A 17,837-nucleotide genomic window follows, 5' to 3' on the forward strand; every position below is an offset into this window, starting at 1 on the left:
CGCCCGTGCCGGGGTCGTGTGCGGTGTGCGCGGCAGCGGATGCGGGCCCAGTTCCGGAAAGGTTGGTCCGATGTCCGCGTTAGCGATCGACTTCACGCAGCCGTTCGAAGATGCCTTCAGCAAGCTTCTCTCGTTCGTCCCGAACCTGCTCGGCGGTCTCGTCATCCTGGTGATCGGCTATTTCGTCGCCAAGGTGCTCGGGAAGCTCGTCGGCAGGCTGCTCGGGCGGGTCGGGTTCGACCAGTGGATGGAGCGGGCCGGTGTGTCCGGTGTGCTGCAGCGGTCCGGCACGGGGCTGACCGCTTCGGCGATGCTGGGCAAGGTCGTGTTCTGGTTCGTGTTCCTGATCAGCTTCACGATGTTCGCCTCCGCGCTCGGCGTACCGGAGATCTCGAACTTCATGAGCGATATGCTCGGCTACATCCCGCGGATCTTCGCCGCGATCGTGATCATCTGCCTGGCGGCGCTGTTCGCGAACTTCCTGGCCGCGATCATCCGGGGTGCCACCGGCAACGAGATGCTCGCCAAGGTGGGCAAGTACGCGATCCTCGTGTACGCCGCGTTCGCCGCGCTGACCCAGCTCGGGATCGCGGTCCAGCTGACCGGCAACACGCTGCTGATCGTGCTCGCGGGTGCGGCGCTCGCCCTCGGCCTCGCTTTCGGCCTCGGGGGTCGCGAGATGGCCGGCCGTGCGCTCAGCAACCTGTTCGACCGAGACATGATCAAGAAGCCGGCCACCGGCGCGAACGGCACGGCGGCCTACCCGGCCGACGGTGGTTACGAGGGTCAGGGCGGCTACCAACCCCAGGCTGGCTACGAAGCCCAGCCCGGCTACCAACCCCAGGCTTGCTATCAACCCCAGGCTGGTTACGAGGGTCAGGCTGGTTACGAGGGTCAGGGCGGCTACCAGGGTCAGCCCGGCTACCAGGGCCAGCCGGGTGAACAGCACCCAGCCACCCACGGCGCCCCGCAGAACGGCGGCTGGTCCAACGGCTCCACCCCCTCCAACGGCACCTGGCAAGGAGGCGGCCAACCCTGATCACCCCCGCGTGCCTCCGCGCTCCGCGCGGAGGCACGCGGGATGTGTGGGTGAGCCGTGGGGATGCCCGCGGGGTTTAGATGGTGGTGGGGAAGCGGCCGCCTAGGAGGCGGGTGGCGTGTTCGGCGGATTCGACCAGGAGGTCGAGCCAGTCGAGGCAGCGGTCCAGGGGCATGCGGATGGTGGGGCCGCTGATGGTGAGGCAGCCGGCTAGTTCGCCGTTCGCCTTGAAGACGGGGGTGGACAGGCCGGAGGCGCCTTGTTCGCGTTCTCCGATGGTGATCGCGTAGCCGTCGGCGCGGGTCTGCTTGATCACGGCGGCGAGCTCGTCCGCGCTGGTGATCGTGCTGTCAGTGATCGACCCGAGCGGCTGCGCCAGCACCGACTTCGCCAGCTCGTCGTCCCAGGCAAGCAGGACGCGGCTGGCCGACCCCGCGTGCAGCGGCATGATCTTGCCGACGTGCATCTCCCGGCGCAGCGCATGATTCGTCTCGGCCAGCGCCACGCAGACCCGATGCCCCTGCTCGGCCCGGAAGAACGCGGCCGTCTCGCCGGTGGCGTCGCGCAGTTGCCGGAGCAGCGGCACGATCAGATCCAGTACGTCGACCCCCTTCACCGCCGGCGCCGCCCAGTACGCCATCTTCACGCCGACCCGCAGCTGATCGCCCTGCCGGTCGAGGAACCCGAGCGCGACCATGTTGGTGACGAGCCGCTGCACGGTGGAGGTCGGGAACCCGGTGGCGTCGCGGATCTCGCTGAGGGTCAACGACGGCCGGTCGAGCGAGAACGCATCGAGGATCTCGCCGATCTTGCCCAGCACCAGAAGGGGCTGACCGTTCCCACCCACCGGATCCGCAGTCGCCATGGAATCAGGGTATGCGACCTGCCGTCGCACCGATCTGTCGCCGATCATCCCTCGATACCTCGCTCAGTACTCCGGATCACGACGCCCAGGGAAAGGACGTCGTACTGGCCTGTGCACCCTGGCCGGCGCGGGAACGGTTCGGCTCGCCGAGCTCGGCCAGCAGCCCGCCCGCCAGGCGCACCAGGTCGCCGAACTTCGCAGGGGTCAGCCAGTCCGGCCGGAGCGCGAACACAAGGTCCTCGGTCGCCGTGTTCCCCGCCGCCCCAGGCGCGAACGGGCAACCACCCAGCCCGCCGAGCGATCCGTCCACGACGGTCGCGCCGGCATCGATCGCGGCCAGGCTGTTCGCCACGCCGAGCCCCCAGGTGTCGTGGCCGTGGTACACGATCGGCCGGTCGTCGACGGCGGCCGTCCGGCCGACGAGGTGGCGGACCTGTTCCGGGATCGCCTGGCCGAGCGTGTCGCAGAGTACGACGTCGCTGGTCCCGTCGGTGCGCGGATCGAGGACGATGTCCAGCACCCGGCCTGGCGAGACCTCACCCTCGAACGGGCAGGTGAAGGCGGTCGCGATGCACAGCTGGACCTCGCCCGAGACGTCGGCCGCCAGCTCCAGCGCCTGCGGCAATGCAGCCAGGCTGTCATCGGTCGAGCGACCGAGGTTCGCCTGGTTGTGCTTGTCCGACGCCGACAGGCAGTACTGGAAGTTCCGCGCGCCGGCCTCGGCCGCCCGCGCGACGTGGCGCGGCGTCGCGACCCAGATCCAGCACTTCTCCAGCTCCGCGGGCGTCAGCTCGCGGATCACGTCGAGCGTGCCGTCCATCGCGGGCACGAGATCCGGCCGCGCCATCGAGCCGATCTCGAGGGCCGGAACCCCCAATGCCAGCAGGGATCTGACGATCTCGACCTTGCGGGCCACGGGCAATGGCTTGCCGGTGAGCTGCAGACCGTCCCGCAGCGTGACATCACGCAGTACGACGGTCACGACGCCTCCTCCAGGTCCTGCGATCCGCGCCGGATCTCGGCCGCGGTCAGTCCGAGCAACCCGCCGAGCACCTGTTCGGTGTGCTCGCCGAGGTCGGGCCCGAGGCTGCGGATCGGCAGCGATTGCTTGCCGATCACCGGGACCACACCCGGGAACCCGACATCCTTCAGTACCTCTGCGCCGTTGGAGACGTCGAACCGCTGGATCATCGCGCGGGCGGCGTACTGCTCGTCCTGGCTGATCTCCCGCGCGGTGTAGATCGGTCCGCACGGAACCCCGGCCTGCTCGAGCTCCTCGATCGCGGTCGCCGCCGACCGTCCGGCCGTCCACGCACCGATGGCCTCGTCCAGCTCGTCCCGCCGCGCCCATCGCCCCGCGTTCGACCGCAGGTCGGGGTCGTTGGCGAGATCGGCACGACCGATCAGTCCCATCAACCGCTGGAAGATCCGGTCCCCGTTGCCGGCCACGATGATGCTGTCGCCGTCCTGGCACAGGTACGCGTTCGACGGTGCGATGCCTTCCATCCGGCCGCCGATCCGCTCCCGCAGTACGTCGTACGCCTCGTAGTCCGGGATCAGCGACTCCATCATCGACAGCATCGACTCGTTCAGCGCCACGTCGATCACGCGCTCGGTCAGCGGCGCCGGCGGCAGTCCCGCCGTACGCCGGACGTCGCGCTGGAAGAGCGCCATCACCGAGCCGAAGCCGGCGTACAGGCCGGCGATGGAGTCGCCGATGGAGATGCCGACCCGGGCCGGCGGCCGGTCCGGGTGACCGACCAGCTCGCGGAAGCCGCCGTGCGCCTCGGCGACCGCCGCGAAGCCCGGCCGGTCCGACATCGGCCCGGTCTGCCCGAAGGCGGAGATCCGGGTCAGCACCAGCTCCGGGTTCGCCGCGCTGAGGACCTCGGGGCCAAGTCCCCAGGCCTCGAGCGTGCCCGGCCGGAAGTTCTCCAGTACGACGTCGCAGTGCCGGACCAGATCGAGCACCGTCCGGCGGCCGAACTCGCTGCGCAGATCCAGCTCGATCGACTGCTTGTTGCGGTTGATCGTGCGGAAGAGCAGCGACGTGGTCCCGGCGTACAACCGCCAGTTGCGCAGTTCGTCACCGGTGCCGGGCCGTTCGACCTTGATCACCTCGGCGCCGAAGTCCGCCAGCAGGCGTCCGGCCGTCGGGGCGGCGATGTAGTTGCCCAGCTCCAGGACCCGGACTCCGGCCAGTGGCGCCGGCGACTCGCTCGTGGTCATAGCAGTGCTTCTCCAAGGGTTGGTGGGTCAGAACAGCAGGCTGATCGGCATCAGCAGGAGGATGGCGACCACCGAGGCGACCGACACCCCGATCGTGCAGCTCTTCAACGTGCCGCGGGTGGTCTGGCCCATCAGTGCCTGCAGCAGCCAGAAGGTGTTGCTGGTGACGTGCACCGCGAACAGCGAACCTGCACCGGCGGCCAGTGCGATCAGCACCGGGTCGAGGCCGAGCGCCGGGGCGATCGGTGCCAGGATGCCGGCCGCGGTGATCGCGGAGATGGTGACCGAGCCGACCGCGACGTGCAGCGCGGCGGCCATCACCCAGACCACCAGGAGCGGGGCGACGGTGTTCGCACTGAAGTAACCACGCAGGATGTCGCCGAGGCCGCCGGCCGCGACCACCGCCGCGAGCGAGCCGCCGACCGCGGTCAGGATCAGGATCTGGCCGCTCTCCTTGAACCCGCGGGCGATCGCCTTCTCGACCCGCGGCTGTCCCATCGCGTACCGGCCGATCAGGCAGGTGCCGACCAGGCCGACCAGCAACGCCACGACCGGGTCAGAGATCAGTGCGACGACCTTGTTCTCCCAGTCGGCGGCCTCGGCGATCGCCCCGAAACCGATCAGCACCAAGGCCGACAGTAGCGGGACGAACAGCACGAACAGCGGCGGCTGGCCGGTCTCGTCCACGTCGGCGACATCACCAGTGCCACCCGCCGATCCAGTACGACGCACGTCCGTCGAGCCGCTGCCCCCGCCGACGGTGACGGTCTCCTTCACGTCCTCGTCGATCGCGACGGCCTCGCCGGCGACGGCCTGCTGCTCGTCCACCGCCTCGTTCCAGAAGCCGCGGCGGAACAGGAACGTCATGATCGTGATCGCGATCAGCACGGTCGGGATGATCAGCACCAGACCCCAGAGCAGCATCTTCCCGAGCGGGACGTGCAGCAGGGCGGACAGCGCCAGCGCGCCGACGCCGGGAACCATCAGGACGATGCCGCACTCGAGGCCGATCGCCAGCGCGGTCGCCATCCGGGCGTTGCCCAGCGGGCCGATCCGCTTCGCCGCGGAGCGGGCCAGCGGAGCCGAGATCACCAGCAGAACGTCGAGGTAGATCGACTGCAGCAGCGTCGCGATGGTGAGCGCCATCGAGTACGGCAGCCGTTTCGGGCCGAACAGCTGGAGCAGGTGCTTGACCAGGCGCTCGATCGCGCCGAGCTCCTGCAGGATCGAGCCCATCAGAACACCGAAGGCGATCAGCAGGCCGACCTCGGCCATGATGTCGCCGAAGCCCTTGGTGATGGTCTCGACCGTCTTGTCCAGCCCGAGCTTGCTGACCAGGCCGAGATAGAGCGACCCGACCACCAGCGAGATCACCGGGTTGACCCGGAAGCGGACGATGAGGACCACGATGGCGAGGATCGCCACCGCGGTGTTGATCAGTACTCCGACGTCAGAAGTCATGGGGGCAGAAGTCCTTCGAACGGGGATCGCGGGGGACAGTGCGGACATCTTCTGGCTCACAATGTGAACATAGACCCACGAAGTAGGCAAGAGGTTGAACCTGGTACGTCCCCGGAATCTCCGCGCAACGACAACGGCGGCCGCTCCCAGAGGGTGCGGCCGCCGTGGCGACGGGTGATCAAGGTCTCACGTTGTGGCTACTGCTCCGAGTACTCAGTCGGTGGCGGCGTCGGGGCCCGCGCGGCGAACGTCCTCGACCTTGGTCATGGCGTCGCGCAGGTCGGCGAGCCAGGATTCGCTGTGCTGGGCGACGAGTTTGACGCACCAGCCGAGGGCGTCGCTGCGGGAGCGGGCCACGCCGGCGTCGACGAGAGTGTCGAGGACCTGGCGCTCGGGCTGGCGGAGCCGGGTCATCACCGGCGCGGACAGGGACGTGAAGACCGTCCGGGTCTCGCCGCACCGCACACCCCAGGCGACCTTGCGGCGGGTCGCGTGCTCCAGTTCGCGGGCGATCTCGATCCGGCGCTCCCGGGTGTCCTCCCGGTACTGCTTGATCCGGCCCTCTTCGGCGGCCGACCGCTCGGCCGCGCTCACGTCGCCACTCTGCTCGGGCGCCGCGATCCGCCCGACGATCAGGATCTCGTCCCGGTCGATGCTCAGTTCCGGCTCACCCTCGAACCACTCGGCCGGCAGCCGTCCGGTCAGCCAGCCTCTCACCCGTTCGGTCTCTGTCTGTGTACTCATGTAATCATGATTACACCTCAATCAAGAGACCTTCAAGCGGCCGGAGGTGGTGCGAACGCCGCCCGCAGCCTGGCCTGTGCTGCCGCGGACGCCCCTGTGTGGTCGAGCCCGAGCAGCGCCGCCCCGACCACCGGCGGTACGTCGACCACCTTGGGCACCGCCTTCGGGCAACCTCGGCCAGCAGACGTACGACGCGATCGACCAGGACAGCGTGGCCGGCGGTGAGGACCCCGCCGCCGAGAACGACCGTGACCGGCTCGGTGAGCAGGTCGAGTCGACGCAGCGCGCTGACCGCCATCGCGACGATCTCCTCCGCCTGTTGCTGCACGACCCCGAGGGCAACAGCATCGCCAGCTGCGGCGACCTGGAACAGCAGCGGCCCGGCCTCGAGTTGGCGTTCTGCCGGCAGATCGCCGAAGTGGAGCGCCTCGATCACCGCGCTCAGTGTCGGCAGCCCGAAGTGCGCCGGCAGTGCGGTCGACAGCGCGGTCGCGGGACCGCGGCCGTCCTCGGCGCGGGCCGCCGACCAGAACGCCTCCTCGGCGAGTTGTGGCCCACCGCCCCAATCGCCGGTCAGCTTGCCCAGTGCGTGAAACCGGGCAGTGCGTCCGTCCGGTAACAGGCCGGAGCAGTTGATCCCCGCCCCGCACACCACCGCGACGCCGCGCGGCTCGTCGACGCCCGAGCGGAGCAGCGCGAAGGTGTCGTTGGTGACGTACACCGACTCCGCCCAACCGTAGGACTCGAAGGCCGCGGCCAGTCGCTCCTCTTCGACCGGGAGGTCCGCATTCGCCAGGCACGAGGAGATCTGCTGCACCAGCGGTACGTCGCCGAGCGTCAGCCCGGCCTTCGCCGCGGCAGCCCGCACCAACGGCTGCAACCCCGCGATGGCGGCGTTCGGTCCGACGATCTGCGGTTCGAACCCGCCGCCGCGCGCCGTACCGAGGACTGTCCCGTCGGCCGAGACCAGCGCGACATCGGTCTTGCTGTTGCCCGCGTCGAACGCGAGCACGCCGCCGGGGACCGTCACGCCCATGGCAGATACGTCTTGTTGTGCGCGAGTAGCCGGTCCGTCAGTTCGCGCGCGATGGAGATCTGCCCGACGAGGGGATGGGCGAGCAGAGCCTCGAACACCCGCTCCGATCCACCCTTGATTGCGGCCTCCAACGCCAGATCCTCGTACGCCGTGACGTGCGCGACCAGACCGGCGTACAAGGGCTCAAGGGGTGCGACCGGTTCTGGTGTAGGGCCTTCGGCACCGATCGTTGCCGGCACCTCGATCACCGCGTCGTCCGGCAGGAACGGCAGCGTGCCGTTGTTGAGGGCGTTGACGACCTGCACATCGCCGATGTTGTTCAGCAGCGACGAAGCGAGTGCGACCGCGGCCTCGGAGTAGTACGCCCCACCGCGCTGTTCGAGCAGTGCGGGCTTCTCGTCGAGCATCGGATCGGCGTACATCTCCAGGAGTTGCTTCTCCAGGGCGGCGACCTCGGCGGCGCGTGACGGCTTGGTCAGCAGCTCCTGCACGACCTCGTCGTGCGCGTAGTAGTAGCGCAGGTAGTACGACGGCACGACGCCCAGATGCAGCAGCACCTCCGCCGGCAGGTAGAGGTCGTCGGTGAGCTCGCTCATGTGCTCGGCGAACAGTTTCGGCAGCATGTCCTCGCCGTTCACGCGGACGGCGCGCTCCCACGTCAGATGGTTGAGTCCGACGTGGTCCAGCGACACCTGGTCCGGCGTGACACCCAGCATCGCGGCGAACCGCCGCTGGAACCCGATCGCCACGTTGCACAACCCGACGGCCTTGTGTCCCTGTGACAGCAGCGCCCGCGTCACGATCCCCACGGGGTTGGTGAAGTCGATGATCCACGCGTCCGGATTGGTACGCCGTACTCGCTCCGCAATGTCCAGAACGACAGGGACTGTCCGCAGGGCCTTCGCCAGGCCGCCTGCGCCGGTCGTCTCCTGGCCGACGCAACCGCATTCCAGCGGCCACGTCTCGTCTTCGTTCCGGGCGGCCTGACCGCCGACGCGCAGTTGCAGCAGTACGGCGTCCGCGCCGTCGATGCCGGCGTCGAGGTCGGACGTGGTGATCACCCGGCCGGGATGACCTTGTTTGGCGAAGATGCGACGGGCCAGTCCGCCGACCAGCTCGAGCCGGTCGGCATCCGGGTCGACCAGGACCAGCTCGGAGACCGGCAGCGAGTCGGTCAGCCGGGCGAAACCGTCGACGAGTTCGGGCGTGTAGGTGGATCCGCCGCCTACGACTGTGAGTTTCATCCGGGCTCCTGCGGGATGGGTGGACCTGCGGTGTCGAACACTTCGTCACGAGTGACGCTCAGGGCGGATTGCAGAGCGCCGGAGAGCACGGGGTCGATGTGGATCGCGGTCAGCAGCAAGCGCGGCCGGGGTACGGCGAGATCCGCGAGCTCGTCTTGGACCAGGCCGCGCAGGCGTTCGCCGCCGGCCGTGATCACACCGCCTGCCAGGACGATCAGCTCGGGGTCGACGACCGCGACGATCGCTGCGAGACCGACTGCCAGGCGGTGGGCGAACTCGGCCAGCACTGCATCGCCGGCGCCCTCGCTCTGCAGCGCGGCCGCGATCGCTGCCTCGGGCGTCCGCGCTTTCAGGCCGTGTGAGCGGGCCAGCTCCAGTACAGGTTCGCCACCAGCGAGCTCCTGGAAGCCGCCTGCGTTGTTGCGACCGACGTTGCGGACCAGCGGCGTACCGGGCAGCGGCAGGAAGGCGACCTCGCCGGCGCCGCCGGTCGCGCCGCGGTGCAGCCGGCCGTTGATCACGACCGCCGCACCGATGCCCTCCTCGCCCCAGAGCAGCACGAAGTTGTCGGTGTCCCGGGCGTGCCCGATCTGCTGCTCGGCGACCGCGGCCAGGTTGACGTCGTTCTCGACCTCCAGCGGTACGGCGATCGCGGCGGCCAACTCGTCGAGCAGGTGCGGGGCGTGCCAACCGGGCAGGTGGGTCGCGTAGCGGAGCCGGCCCGTGGTCGGGTCGAACCCACCCGGCGTACCGATCGCGACGCGGCGCAGCCGCTCGCGTGTCAGCCCGGCTTCACCGACGGCGCCGTCGATCGCCTTCAGCACACGCTCGACGGTCCCCTTGGCGCTGCGGCCCGGGGTGGGCAGCTCGTAGCTTCCGACCACCTTGCCGGTCAGGTCGGCGACCGCGGAGCGGATCCGGGTCGGCGTGACGTCGAGGCCGGCGACGTACGCGATGCCGCCGTTGACCTCGTACAGCTGGGCGTTCGGTCCCGGGCGGCCGGCGCTGGTGCCGCTGGCGCGGACCAGGCCGGCGGCTTCCAGCCGGGCGAGCAGCTGCGACGCGGTCGGCTTCGACAGGCCGGTGAGGTTGCCGAGGGTGGTGCGGGACAGCGGACCCTGGGACAGCAGCAGGTCCAGGGCGGCGCGGTCGTTCATCGCCCGCAGCAGGCGGGGAGTTCCGGGTGTCGTTGCCATGAGCTAACCCTGCCTCCATCCGCCGCTGCCGTGTGGTCGGCTCGCTGATCTCGCGACTGTTAGGAAAGTTTCCTATTAACGCGTGACCGTACGGCGGACCGACCCGGGTGTCAATCGATCCGATGGGGTGAGCGTTACCTGACGATGTCGACCGGGAGCTGTTGAGGCTGTGGCGATCGGCAGGGCGGGAGTGGCTACGCCTGACTCGCCAGCAGGGCGAACGACACGAGCCAGTGCGTCGACATGAAGTCGCCATCGGTCACGGTCGGCAGGACTGCCTCGAGCTGACGGTCTGCTCCATGGCGGAGCACCTCAGCGACGTCAGGCAGTGCGGGTGCGATGGTGCGGAGCTGCCACGCGCGGGACAACGCCAACCCGGACAGGTGTGCGAGCTGTCCATCGCCGGAGTCGTCGGTGATCGGCACGTCCAGGAGGTGCTGGTGTGCGTCGCCGCCGAGACCGGGCAGGAAGGCAGCCAGCCAGGTGGCGAACTCGTCGGCCGGCAGCACCCGACGCATCAACTCCGCCTCGGTCAGCGCCGGCGACAGGAAGTCGGTGCCGGACGGCTCGAAGCGCGTGTCGTACGCCGTGTCCGCGCCGAACCACTCAAGCGCGCGGGCTCGGATCGCGTCGACCACATCGGCGCGGCCGAGGTCGTCGTACGCCTCGAGGAGCAAGGCGAGCGCGAACGCGCTGTTGAGGTGGACGCCGTGCCGGACCGGGTAGGCCTGCCGCGGCAGCCAACCGAGCACGAGGTCGGCGATCGTGTCGCCGAGCGGGGTCAGGGCGTCCGCCCAGTTCTTTGCCTGGGGCAACTTGTGGGCTGCCGCGACCAGCATCGCCGCCCAGGCCCAGCCGTACGGGCGTTCGTACGACGGGCGATCCCGCAGGTACGCCGCCTCGGTCGCGATCGCTTCAGGGGTCAGCCGTTGGTCGAGGACCTCGATCGGGCGGTGGCCGGCCTGGTCCGGTGCCAGCGTGAGCAACCGGACCAGGGACCACTGCATGTGTGCACTGGAGTGCCAATCGTACGAGCCGTGGAACGCCGGATGCAACCGGTCCGGGGTCACGTCCACGTCGTCCGGACTCGCCGACGCGTGGGCGGAACCGTACGGGTACGGGGTTTCGAGCACCTGACAGGCGATGGCGGCCCAGGCGGCGGCGTACTTCATGGGACTCCTCAGAACGCGAAGACGTACATCAGGACGATGTTGCAGGCCAGCAAGGGAACCGCGGTCGGGACCTGGGCCTTGATCGGGCCGTACTGGTCCTTCATCTCGAGCAGTGCCGCCGGGACCAGGTTGAAGTTGGCGGCCATCGGCGTACACAGGGTGCCGCAGAAGCCGGCCAGCATGCCGATCGCGAACACGACCGCGGGCGTACCGTCGAACTGCTGCACCAGCAGCGGCCAGCCGACCGCGGCCGTCATCACCGGGAACGCGGCGAACGCGTTGCCCATGATGATCGTGAAGACCGCCATCCCGATGCAGTACAGAGCCACAGCCGCGATCAGTGAGCCCTTCGGGATCAGGTGGTCGGTCACTCGGCCGACTGCCGTGCCGACACCGGAGGCGTTGAAGAGCAGGCCGAGCGTGGCCAGCATCTGCGGCAGGATCGCGGTCCAGCCGATGTGCTCGAGCAGCCGTCGTCCCTCGTGCATCGGGACCGCGGGGGACTTGGGCTTCAGCAGCACCATTCCGACCGCGAGGGCGAGCAGCGAGGCGACGCCGAGGCCGATGATGGTGGCGGAGCCGGACTGCAGCAGGAGCTTGCCGTCACCCACATGCACCTTGGCGAGCCAGGCGCCGAAGATCGCCGCGACCACCGGGATCACCAGCGCCGGCAGGAACAGCTTGTTGCCGAACCGGTCGGCGAAGCGCATCCGCTCCTCCGGGCTGGTGGTGCGCTCCTTGCCCCGGCCGGGGAAGCCGGCCCCGGCCAGCAGTGCCAGTCCGATCACCGCGATGCCGAGCAGCCAGGACGGCGCCTGCTTGTTCACCACGAAGGTGCCGTAGCCGAACGAGAGACCGAGGATGCCCCAGAACGCCGCGGAGCCGATCCGCTTCGGGTTGCTGCGGTCGTTGATCACCTGCGCCGCGATCAGGACGAAGAAGATGCCGCAGAGCCAGTAGAACCACTCGACCTTGATCACTGCGCCACCTCCTTCGCGTTCGCCCGGTCCTCGGCGGCGAGCTTGTCCAGCTGGCGATCCAGCAGGAACAGCCGGACGCCGTGGATGAGCAGTGCGCAGATGCCGGTCGGGATCGCCCAGAGCGCGATGTCGATCGCCTCCAGATGCAGGCCGTACGTCGTGTCGACGAAGCCGGTGATCAGCAGGATCGAGCCGATCGCGACGAAGATGTCCTCACCGAAGAACAGCCCGACCGTGTCGGCGCTGGCGGCGAAGCCCTTGATCTTCTCCTGCACCCGCTCCGAGAGCGAGCCGTAGCGGCGCTCCGCGGCGCCGGCGGCCATCGGATGGATCAGCGGCCGGACCGCCTGGGCGGGACCACCGATGCTGGTCAGGCCGAGGGCCGCCGTGCCCTGCCGGATCAGCAGGTAGACGGCCAGCAGCCGGCCGGTGGTCATGACTTTCAGTTTGCCGATCAGCTTGCGGGCCTGGTGTTGCAGGCCGTAGCGCTCGATCAGCCCGATCACGGGCAGCGTGACGATGAAGACGGTGACGGACCGGCTGCCGGCGAACCCGTCGCCGAAGGCGTTCAGGATCTTGACCGGTGACAGGCCGCCGATCAGGCCGGCCACGATGCCGGCCGCGGTCACGACCAGCATCGAGTTCAGCCGGAGGGCGAACCCGACGACGACCACCGCGATGGCGAGCAGAACCCACATGGTTCCTCCCGGGGACGGAACGGTGTTGCATCGATTGACGCGAGTCCGGCCACCATAAGAGATTGTTGAACGATCCTGCAATGCATCATTCGAACAAGTTTCTTCGGAGAACGATGAAACGCGCCGTGACCGCGTGGGTCCGGCGCGTTGTCGTCGTACTGGGCTGCTGGTTGTCGGCGTACTGGACTGCTAGGGGAGGCGCCAGTCGATCGGGGTGGCGCCCTGCTCGACCAGGAGGGCGTTGACGCGGCTGAACGGGCGGGAGCCGAAGAAGCCGCGATCGGCCGACATCGGGCTCGGGTGCGCGCTCTCGACGTACGGCGTACTGCCGAGCATCGGCTTCAGGGTCTGGGCGTCGCGGCCCCACAGGATCGCGACGAGCGGACCGCCGCGGTTCACCAGCGCGTGGATGGCCTGCTCGGTGACGGTCTCCCACCCCTTGCCGCGGTGCGCACCGGACTTGCCCGGTTGCACGGTGAGCACTCTGTTGAGCATCAGCACGCCCTGGTCGGCCCAGGGCGTCAGGTCGCCGTTCGACGGAGCCGGTACGCCGACGTCCGCCATCAGCTCGCGGTAGATGTTGGCCAGGCTGCGCGGGATCGGCCGGACATCCGGCGCGACCGAGAAGCTGAGCCCGACCGGGTGGCCGGGCGTCGGGTACGGATCCTGGCCGACGATCAGCACTTTGACCTGCTGCAGCGGACTCTTGAACGCGCGCAGCACGTTCTCCCCGGCCGGCAGGTAGGGCCGCCCGGCCGCGATCTCCGCCCGGAGGAACTCACCCATCCGCGCGACCGTCTCTTCCACCGGCGCCAGCGCTTCCGCCCAGTCCGGCGCCACCAAATCCGTCAACGTCTTCGGGCTCACCCGCCACAGTTTCGCAGCACCCCACCCACCCGCGCACCCCGGGTTGTCGACACCTGTTCGCGTGTTGGTCAGCCCCCAGCCTTGCGCCCCACGATACAAAGGACCCGGCCCCGCAAAGGTATGAGCTTGCGGGGCCTTTGCTTTGGTCAGGGGGTGGCCAGGCGGCGGAGGGTTTGGGTGTAGCGGCGGGCGGCGAGGTGTTGGGCCTTGCGGGTGGCGGGGCCGCCGAATCGGGTGTACCAGGTGGCGGGGCGGCTGTAGGCGCGGACGGTGAAGTGGATGCCGTCGGGGTCGCGCGTGACGACGAACGACTCCTCGCCGGACCCCGGGTGGCCTTCGAGAGTGCCGTAGGCGAAGCCGGTGCGGTCCGGTTCGTCGACGGTCCAGACGACGCGGCACGGGACGGGGAATCCGAGCAGGCCGACCGGGGACAGGGTGCGGAGGCGGCCGACGAGCATGCCGGCGCCGAGCCTGCCGAGGCTGTTCGTGCCGATGGCGGGCGGGGTGTCGGTCGCCGTCATCGGCATGCCTGCGGCGCGGTGCATGCGCCATCCCAGCAGCGCCTCACCGGCACGACGGAAGACCTCGTCGCCCACGCCGATCCGCTCCCGGTACTCGAGCCGGTGGTACCCCTGCGGCGTCTCGTCGTACCGCGTCGAACCGACCACGTCGTAGTTGAACCGCAGCCCGGCCAGATCCTCCAGCCTCATCGAACCCCTTCCCTCAGCCGTCGCCACGCCAGTACTCCGCACAATGCGAACCCGACAGCGTTCGCCAGGCCGTGTGTCGCAACCATCCACTCCAACGGTAGGTACGGCGTACCAACGACATGCCCCGCGGCCCAAGTCAACGCCAACACCATCGTCACCACGAGGACCGACGCGGAGACGAGCAGAAGGGCGGCGGTGGTGCGCCCGGCCTGCCGTGAGCGCCGCCAGAGGTTCCACCCGACCAACCACATCCCTGCGGTCAGTACGGCGGCACCCGCGAGTTCCACCGCGTCGCCGAGGAAGAACCCGAGCAGGACGATCCCGGTGCCGAGCGGGACGCTGATCGCGGCGGCGGTGGTCGTCGGGCCCGGACGATCAGAGACCAGGTAGGCGATCAGCGCGGCCGCGAATCCGGCGAAGTGGAAATGGGCGACGGTCAGGGTGAGGACGGTCAGGCTGAAGCCGAACAGTTCGTACGACGAGCGTTCGGCGACCAACGCGAGAGCGGCGATGGACGGTGTTGCCAATGCCGTGTAGAGCGCGACCTCGCGAGGGCGGATCGCCTTGTGCTGCAGGAGATGGCGGCCGGCCAGGACGATGAGCACGAGCGTGCCGGCGAGGTAGATCGACGCGAGGGTGATCGACACCGGGCCACGTGGCAGCCAGAGGGCGAGTGCCCCGGGGATGGCGAACGCGAACCACCAGCGGGTGCTGGTGGTTCGCGTTGGCAGGAGCGTGAGGCCGAGCGGTACGACGACGAGCATGCCCAGGCTCACGACAGCATGGACGAGGACGGTCAAGCGCTCTTGAGACCGCTCGTGTTGTCCTGCTTGAGGGCATTGAAGAGAGCCAGCGCCTTCTTCTGGTCCCACCTCACCGCGACGCTGCCGTCCGACAGGCGGTAGTTGTCGTCGCCGATCGGGACGGTCAGGCTGACACCGCCGCTGCCCGAGACCGCGCGCATCCCGCGGGCGAAGCGGATGAAGTCGAACAGGCTCATGTCGTTGTCGACGGTCAACGCGTCCACACCCTTGGTGGCGACGTTGAAGTAACGCACCGGGTTGAGGAACGTCGACGGCGAACTGGCCTTCTTCGCGACCGCACCGACCATCGCGCGCTGCCGCTCGACCCGGCCGAAGTCGTTGTTGCCGTCGGCCTTGCGGGAGCGGACGTACCCGAGCGCGTTCACACCGTCGAGCTCCTGGCAGCCGGCCGGCAGGTCGATGTGCGCGTCCTTGTCTTTCATTGCCTTGGGCAAACACATCTTGATCCCGCCGACGCTGTCGATGACCGAGGCGAAGCCGCCGAAGCCGACCTCGACGTAGTGGTCGATCCGCAGGCCGGTCGCGTTCTCGAGGGTCTCGATCAGCAGCGCCGGGCCCTTGTTGAAGGCAGCGTTGATCTTGTGCCTGCCCTTCATCCCGGGGATGGTCACGGCACTGTCGCGCGGGACGCTGATCAGCGCCGTAGGTCCGGAGTCGGGCACGTGCATGATCATGATCGTGTCGGTCCGGGCACCGCTGTCGGAGCCGGTGTGCAGCCGGGCCCGCTCGGCCCGGCTGAGGTCCTCGCGGGCGTCGGAGCCGACCATCAGGTAGGTCGTTCCAGGGGTTTCGGCCGGCCGATCGCCGGTCGGCATCGCGTCGATCTTGTCGATCCGGCTCCAGGCGTAGAGCGGTACCGCGACGAGCATGAGGATGAACAGCAGGACGATCAGTCCGACGGTCCGGAGGAACCAGTTGCGCCGCTTCTTCGGTCGTGCCTGCGGCGGCCGGCTCACGTAGCGTGGGTCGATGGGCTGCGGTTGACTCATACCCACGACCGTAGCGGTGCCGGGTACTGGTGCACGTCACCCCACTGAACGGTTTTACATGGCGGAAAGTCGATCCCGCCTCCTCCGGAAGGAGGAAATCCGGCCCGAAACCGAACCAGAACGCCGGAAGCCGCCGGGCGAAAGCCCTACCCGGGTGGTGAACAAGCGCGTGAAGTACGCCGGATCGTCGTACCCGACCTGCCGGGCGACCGCGGCGACGGACAGGTCTTCCTCCGCGAGCAAAACCTTTGCAGTGTTGAGTCTTGTGGTCAGGACCAGTTCCTGCGGCGTGGATCCGGTGGTACGACGGACCGCCTCGCGCAACTCCTTCACCGTGAGCCCGAGCTCAGTGGCGTAGTCCTGAATGCTCATCGGCGTACACGCCAACTCGCTCAACCGCCCGGCCACATCATCAGCACGCGGCGGTGCGGCCGCCGCGAGAAGCTCATACAGAGCAGCGACCGTCTGTACGGCGTCATGCGTCCTACTGACTCGCAGCAGTCGGGTGAATGCGCGGTCGACCGGTCGCGCGTCGGCATACCGTCGTACGGGCGCGGACGGGTCGAGATGGCCCAGTGTGGTGAGGGCCGCGGTGGCCGGACCGCCGAACAGCGCCCATGCCTGACGCCAGCGGGTCGTCGGTCGGTAGCCGTGCAGAACGCCGGGATAGAGCCAGAGCATCGCGGGTGCCTTCACCTCGTGCAGCCGGCGGTCGGGGCCGTGCAGAAGCTGCCCGCGGCCCTCCTTGATCCAGACCAGAGCGTGGCAGCCGAGGGCTCGCTCCGGGGGTGCGTCAGGCGGGTGATCCTGTTCGCCGGCTCCGAGGCAGAAGAGTCCAAGCTCACGCTCAGAAGCGCCAGGAGTCAGGTAGATCGACCAGTTCGGCATGACACAAGAGTCCAAGAATCGGGTCCCGGCTGTCCATTCCGGTGCGGCCGCGACCCGGATGCAATGGACGTGTGCTGACTTCGAACGGGTATGTGCTGGATGAGCGGCGGCTCGGTGAGCTGAGCGTCGTGCCGCAGCGGGAGCGTCGGGACCGGTCGCGGTTGCGGGAGAGGTTGCAGCGGGACGGGTATCTGTTCCTGACCGGGCTGCTGGATCCCGAGGAGGTGCTGGCGTTCCGGCGCTACTACTTCGGGCTCATCGGATCGGTGACCGAGCGGGCGACGTACCGGAAAGTGCTGTTCGGTCAGATCGTGCAGGGGGCGGAGTACGCCGCCTTCTGCACGCAGCCGGCCTTGAAGGGGTGGTTCGAGTGGTTCCTGGGTGGTGATCCCTTCCTGCACAAGCGGAAGATCATCCGGCAGACCGCACCGGGCGAGAACGGCATCGGTACGGCGACGCAGGCCCACTACGACCTCGTCTACCTGCGTGGGGGCAGCGACCAGGTGCTGTCGGCGTGGATCCCACTGGGCGACTGCCCGGTCAGCCGCGGCGGCCTGACCTATCTGGAACGCAGCCACCACAGAGTCCTCGCGGACGAGGCCTCAGGACGACTCAAGCGACCCGCAGCCTCCATGACCGCCGACCTGCCGGGCCTGGCCGAGGAGTACGACGCCAACTGGCTCGTCACCGACTATGCCGCCGGAGACGTCGTGATCCACACCGCCCACACCATCCACGCGGCGCTCGACAACGTGTCCACCGACATGCGGCTCTCCACCGACATTCGCTACCAGCGGGCCGACGACGCCGTCGACGCGCGCTGGCAGAACCACTGGCATGACCAGGACGGACTCTGAGCGACTCAAGACGCCGACCCCGCCGGCGAAGTTCCCGC

Annotated in this window: 18 protein-coding genes; 2 read left to right on the forward strand and 16 right to left on the reverse strand. The window is 68.9% G+C overall.

What is annotated here, in order from left to right:
• Positions 1-70 precede the first annotated feature (70 nt).
• Entirely contained in the window at positions 71-1,039 is a 969-nt protein-coding gene (locus tag ACGFH6_RS34670) for a hypothetical protein (RefSeq protein ID WP_393392594.1), read from the forward strand.
• A gap of 76 nt (positions 1,040-1,115) precedes the next feature.
• Here the strand turns inward: ACGFH6_RS34670 and ACGFH6_RS34675 are convergent, their stop codons facing one another.
• The 16 genes from ACGFH6_RS34675 to ACGFH6_RS34750 form a co-directional block, all read right to left on the reverse strand.
• Positions 1,116-1,904, reverse strand: a complete 789-nt coding sequence (locus ACGFH6_RS34675) for an IclR family transcriptional regulator (protein ID WP_360455019.1) — start codon at positions 1,902-1,904, stop codon at positions 1,116-1,118.
• 76 nt (positions 1,905-1,980) lie between these two features.
• Entirely contained in the window at positions 1,981-2,886 is a 906-nt protein-coding gene (locus ACGFH6_RS34680) for a hypothetical protein (protein WP_393392598.1), read from the reverse strand.
• On the reverse strand, positions 2,883-4,133 hold the full coding sequence (locus ACGFH6_RS34685) for a CaiB/BaiF CoA transferase family protein (protein ID WP_393392600.1): 1,251 nt from the start codon (positions 4,131-4,133) through the stop codon (positions 2,883-2,885). Before ACGFH6_RS34685 ends, ACGFH6_RS34680 begins: the two co-directional genes overlap by 4 nt.
• A 27-nt stretch (positions 4,134-4,160) precedes the next feature.
• The gene (locus ACGFH6_RS34690; RefSeq protein WP_393392603.1) at positions 4,161-5,594 is read right to left on the reverse strand and encodes a GntP family permease; all 1,434 of its coding nucleotides are present in this window, start codon (positions 5,592-5,594) and stop codon (positions 4,161-4,163) included.
• A 213-nt stretch (positions 5,595-5,807) separates the two neighbouring features.
• Entirely contained in the window at positions 5,808-6,338 is a 531-nt protein-coding gene (locus tag ACGFH6_RS34695) for a hypothetical protein (RefSeq protein WP_393392606.1), read from the reverse strand.
• Between the two features lie 10 nt (positions 6,339-6,348).
• A complete protein-coding gene (locus ACGFH6_RS34700; protein ID WP_393392608.1) occupies positions 6,349-7,374 on the reverse strand; it encodes an N-acetylglucosamine kinase in 1,026 nt (341 codons plus the stop codon).
• Complete coding sequence (locus ACGFH6_RS34705) at positions 7,365-8,618, reverse strand: 6-phospho-beta-glucosidase (RefSeq protein ID WP_393392611.1); 1,254 nt, start codon at positions 8,616-8,618, stop codon at positions 7,365-7,367. The genes ACGFH6_RS34700 and ACGFH6_RS34705 overlap by 10 nt, the downstream gene beginning before the upstream one ends.
• Positions 8,615-9,814: an ROK family protein gene (locus ACGFH6_RS34710; protein WP_393392613.1), complete on the reverse strand. Its 1,200-nt coding sequence runs from the start codon at positions 9,812-9,814 to the stop codon at positions 8,615-8,617. The genes ACGFH6_RS34705 and ACGFH6_RS34710 overlap by 4 nt, the downstream gene beginning before the upstream one ends.
• 194 nt (positions 9,815-10,008) lie before the next feature.
• Positions 10,009-10,986, reverse strand: a complete 978-nt coding sequence (locus tag ACGFH6_RS34715; protein WP_393392616.1) for a DUF2891 family protein — start codon at positions 10,984-10,986, stop codon at positions 10,009-10,011.
• A gap of 8 nt (positions 10,987-10,994) precedes the next feature.
• Entirely contained in the window at positions 10,995-11,966 is a 972-nt protein-coding gene (locus tag ACGFH6_RS34720; RefSeq protein WP_393392619.1) for a DUF979 domain-containing protein, read from the reverse strand.
• On the reverse strand, positions 11,963-12,664 hold the full coding sequence (locus ACGFH6_RS34725; protein WP_131352983.1) for a DUF969 domain-containing protein: 702 nt from the start codon (positions 12,662-12,664) through the stop codon (positions 11,963-11,965). Before ACGFH6_RS34725 ends, ACGFH6_RS34720 begins: the two co-directional genes overlap by 4 nt.
• 189 nt (positions 12,665-12,853) lie before the next feature.
• Positions 12,854-13,531, reverse strand: a complete 678-nt coding sequence (locus ACGFH6_RS34730; protein WP_131352982.1) for a uracil-DNA glycosylase — start codon at positions 13,529-13,531, stop codon at positions 12,854-12,856.
• Between the two features lie 146 nt (positions 13,532-13,677).
• Positions 13,678-14,241, reverse strand: a complete 564-nt coding sequence (locus ACGFH6_RS34735; protein ID WP_393392623.1) for a DUF1990 family protein — start codon at positions 14,239-14,241, stop codon at positions 13,678-13,680.
• Positions 14,238-15,017 carry a YndJ family protein gene (locus ACGFH6_RS34740; RefSeq protein ID WP_393392626.1) on the reverse strand — a complete coding sequence of 260 codons (780 nt, stop codon included), beginning with the start codon at positions 15,015-15,017 and terminating at the stop codon, positions 14,238-14,240. The genes ACGFH6_RS34735 and ACGFH6_RS34740 overlap by 4 nt, the downstream gene beginning before the upstream one ends.
• Before the next feature lie 20 nt (positions 15,018-15,037).
• On the reverse strand, positions 15,038-16,054 hold the full coding sequence (locus ACGFH6_RS34745; protein ID WP_393392628.1) for an LCP family protein: 1,017 nt from the start codon (positions 16,052-16,054) through the stop codon (positions 15,038-15,040).
• Between the two features lie 54 nt (positions 16,055-16,108).
• Positions 16,109-16,942 (reverse strand): helix-turn-helix domain-containing protein, encoded by an 834-nt coding sequence (locus ACGFH6_RS34750; RefSeq protein ID WP_393392631.1) that lies wholly within the window; start codon positions 16,940-16,942, stop codon positions 16,109-16,111.
• A gap of 71 nt (positions 16,943-17,013) precedes the next feature.
• Here ACGFH6_RS34750 and ACGFH6_RS34755 point away from each other — a divergent pair, with 71 nt between their 5' ends.
• Positions 17,014-17,799, forward strand: a complete 786-nt coding sequence (locus tag ACGFH6_RS34755; RefSeq protein WP_393392634.1) for a phytanoyl-CoA dioxygenase family protein — start codon at positions 17,014-17,016, stop codon at positions 17,797-17,799.
• Positions 17,800-17,837 lie beyond the last annotated feature (38 nt).

Source organism: Kribbella sp. NPDC049227, from assembly GCF_043197265.1.
Taxonomy (GTDB): domain Bacteria; phylum Actinomycetota; class Actinomycetes; order Propionibacteriales; family Kribbellaceae; genus Kribbella.